At 47.6% G+C, this 3248-nt stretch carries 3 protein-coding genes; 1 reads left to right on the top strand and 2 read right to left on the bottom strand.

Translation table 11 applies throughout. From position 1 onward, the window contains the following. Positions 1-1955, top strand: a 1955-nt coding sequence (locus A3763_RS14330) for an alkyl/aryl-sulfatase (protein WP_197482912.1), incomplete at its 5' end; no start/stop codon positions are given. Positions 1956-1975: 20 nt separating this feature from the next. On the opposite strand, the gene A3763_RS14325 is transcribed toward A3763_RS14330, so the two are convergent. Next, positions 1976-2548, bottom strand: a complete 573-nt coding sequence (locus A3763_RS14325) for a DNA polymerase domain-containing protein (RefSeq protein WP_068510504.1) — start codon at positions 2546-2548, stop codon at positions 1976-1978. A 200-nt stretch (positions 2549-2748) separates the two neighbouring features. Next, positions 2749-3248 (bottom strand): transposase (locus A3763_RS14320; protein ID WP_197482911.1); only part of this gene is annotated, 500 nt, incomplete at its 5' end.

Genomic DNA, 3248 nt, shown 5'->3' with positions numbered 1-3248 from the left:
TAATTGCGGTTTTGATTACTGGATGTACTCAATCTCAGACAGAAACTGTTGATGGCATAGGTTCGGTCGAAGGTTTTTCCCCCGCCACCCAGATAACACAAAAAATGAATCAGGCTGTCGAAGCGCAACTTCCCCTCAAAGATTCTGAAGATATCGCACAATCCAAACGAGGCTTCATAGCCACGGTAGAAGGCCTTCAAGTATCCGCCTCCGGAAAATTGGCCTGGAACACAAAGGCCTATGAGTTCATACAAGGACAAGCTCCTGCAACTGTAAATCCTAGTCTTTGGCGGCAGGCGGGACTCAACAACAGGCATGGTTTGTATCAGTTATCAGAGGGGATATATCAGGTTCGTGGTTTCGATCTGGCCAATATGACCGTGATTCGTGGAGAGACGGGCTGGATCGTGATAGACCCGTTAACCACAGTGGAAACGGCACGCGTGGCAATGAAACTGGTAAATGATCAATTAGGAAAAAGACCCGTTAGCGCCATTTTGTTCACCCATTCTCATATTGATCACTTTGGCGGTGCCCATGGCATTGCCTCTCCAGAACAAGTCAGCCAACAGCAACTTAAAGTGATCGCGCCAGAAGGCTTTATGGAAGAGGCCACCAGTGAAAATGTGGTGGCAGGCATGGCAATGGGACGTCGCTCTATGTACATGTACGGAAAGCGATTACCTAAATCTGAAAGAGGGCATGTGGGCTCTGGCTTAGGTAAGGAACCTGCGTTTGGTCAGTTCACTATCTTAGAACCCAATGTGCTGATTTCCGAGAGTGGTGAACGTCATGAGATCGACGGCGTGACATTTGAATTTCAGGTGGTATCCGGTTCAGAAGCACCTGCAGAATTTACTTTCTATCTTCCTGAGTTCCGAGCCTGGTGTGGCGCTGAATTGGTTTCGCGTAATCTCCACAACCTATATACCTTGAGAGGGGCTAAAGTGCGCGATGCTTTGAAGTGGAGCGGTTATATTCATGATGCCATTCAATACGCAGAGAAAAGTGACCTCTATTTTGGCAGTCACCACTGGCCGATATGGGGCAGTGAAAAACTGGTGACATTTCTTAAAGCTCAACGGGATACTTATAAATATATCCATGATCAGTCGGTGCGTTTATTAAATGCAGGGTATACGCCAACGGAGATAGCCGAACAGATTGAGTTGCCTCCGAGTTTGGCCAGTAACTTTTCCAACCGTGGTTACTATGGAACGGTAAAACATAATGCAAAAGCGGTTTATCAGTGGTATTTAGGCTGGTATGACGGAAACCCTGCGAATCTTAATCCGCTTCCTCCGGAAGAATCTGCGGATAAATACATAGCCTTAATGGGAGGGGCTGAGAGGGTTCTACTTGCTGCTCAATCGGCTTTTGACCAGGGTGAATATCGTTGGGTAGCCGAACTTTTGAATAAATTGGTCTTTGCTGACCCTGGCAACGATAAGGCCCGAGAGCTCCTTGCTAAAGCTTATGATCAATTGGGATACCAATCGGAATCAGCGCCTTGGCGAGATAATTATCTTACGGGGGCTTATGAGCTGAGACATGGTGGCCCGGATAAAGGCGTTGATGTGGCAATGATGGAGGGGGTTCTGAGAGAGGCACCTCTTGAGAACTTCTTTATATCAATGGCTGCCCGTTTAATTGGCCCGGAAGCTTTTGATAGCCATCATAAGATCAATATCACCTTCACTGACAGGCAGGTAAATTTCTATTTGTGGATTGAAAATGCCGTTCTGCATTTTGAACAAATTGAACCTGTCAGTGATGCGGATGCCACACTTAAGGTGACTCATGAGTTATTTCTCAAAATGGCCACTGATCAGGCTGGGATCAAAGAAACCCTGTTCTCGGATGATTTGACGGTGGAGGGTAGTAAGCTGGATTTAGTGAGTTTCTTCAGGTTGTTTGAGAAGCCGAGAGGTGTCTTTAATATCATTGAGCCTTAAGGAACTTACTTCTAGGTTCCCTAGAATAAGGCCATTTGATTATCTATTAGGCGATCAAAGTCCATCCCGATAAAGGGCAGAATGCCTTCCGCGATGGGCTTTAGCTGTTTCTCAATGTAGTGTTGGTAATCAATGTCTGATTCAAGATAGTCCAAAGGCTCAGGCCCGTTCAGGGTGATGATATAGTTGATCCAGCCTTTGTGTTGATACTGTAGTGGCTTGCCAAGCGCTTTGTTCTTTTCGTCGGCTATTTTGGCAGATCGAGCATGGGGTGGAACGTTTTTAACGTACTCTCTGAGCGGTCTTCTAAGGCGTTTTCGATAAACCAGCTGATTATCCCGTTCTCCATTCAGTGTGGCCGCCACGGTGTCTTTGATAAATTGGCTTGGGTCGCGATCATCAAAGACGATTTGGTAAAGATTCTTTTGAAAGTCTCTCGCCACGTCTGTCCAATCAGTGCGAACCGTTTCCAACCCTTTAAAGACCATTTCCGGTTGTTGATTTTTAACAACCATACCGGCATAGCGCTTTTTACTGCCCGCTTCAGAACCACGAATGGTCGGGCGTATAGGACGTTTAAAGCACCTTTTCACCCTTCGGATGAAGTAGCATACCCGAAATTGCTGCTCATTTTTATTGCCTAAGCCCCGGAATTTAGCTTCACAGCGCCCAAAGAAGGTCGTATTTTGGTCGATTTGACCGAAAAGTGCCTGGCGAATGGATCTTTAGCCGACAGTTGCCCCACCGGCCTGCCGCAAAGGCTGACAGTACATGGATTGAGAGCTTAGGAGCGTCAATTAAATAAACGAGTCTGCGATGGGCCGAACAGGCTGGGAGTCAGTGGTGGGGCTCGCTCTGGCGGCTGGGTGTGATGGTTAGTATCGGCTTTGGCCGCCTTCTGTTTGAGATGTTTAAGAATCTGCTCGATTATGTCCGGATCCTCAATGCTGGCAATCACTTTGACATGCCCTCCACAGTGCTCGCAAACCTCAATATCAATATTGAAGACTCGCTTAAGTCGCTGCATCCATGTCATGGCATGGTGCCGCTCTTCAGGGGTCTTATCGAGCCAGTCAGTATCGGCTGCTTCTAGTTTGTCAGGCTTTTTTCCGCGTTTAGCCGGTGTGACCTGAACACGGTGTTTGCTGTTCGGTGCGAAGACTCCGTGGAATCGGGTGAGGTTGACGCGCGGCTTGGGTACCAGTGCAGCCAGCTTGGCCATGAAGTCCATGGGTTCGAAGATCACATGGGTTGTGCCATTGCGATACGGGGTTTTGAGTTCATACCGAACGT

This window comes from Oleiphilus sp. HI0128 (genome assembly GCF_001635365.1).
This window is presented reverse-complemented; position numbering and strand designations above follow the sequence as displayed.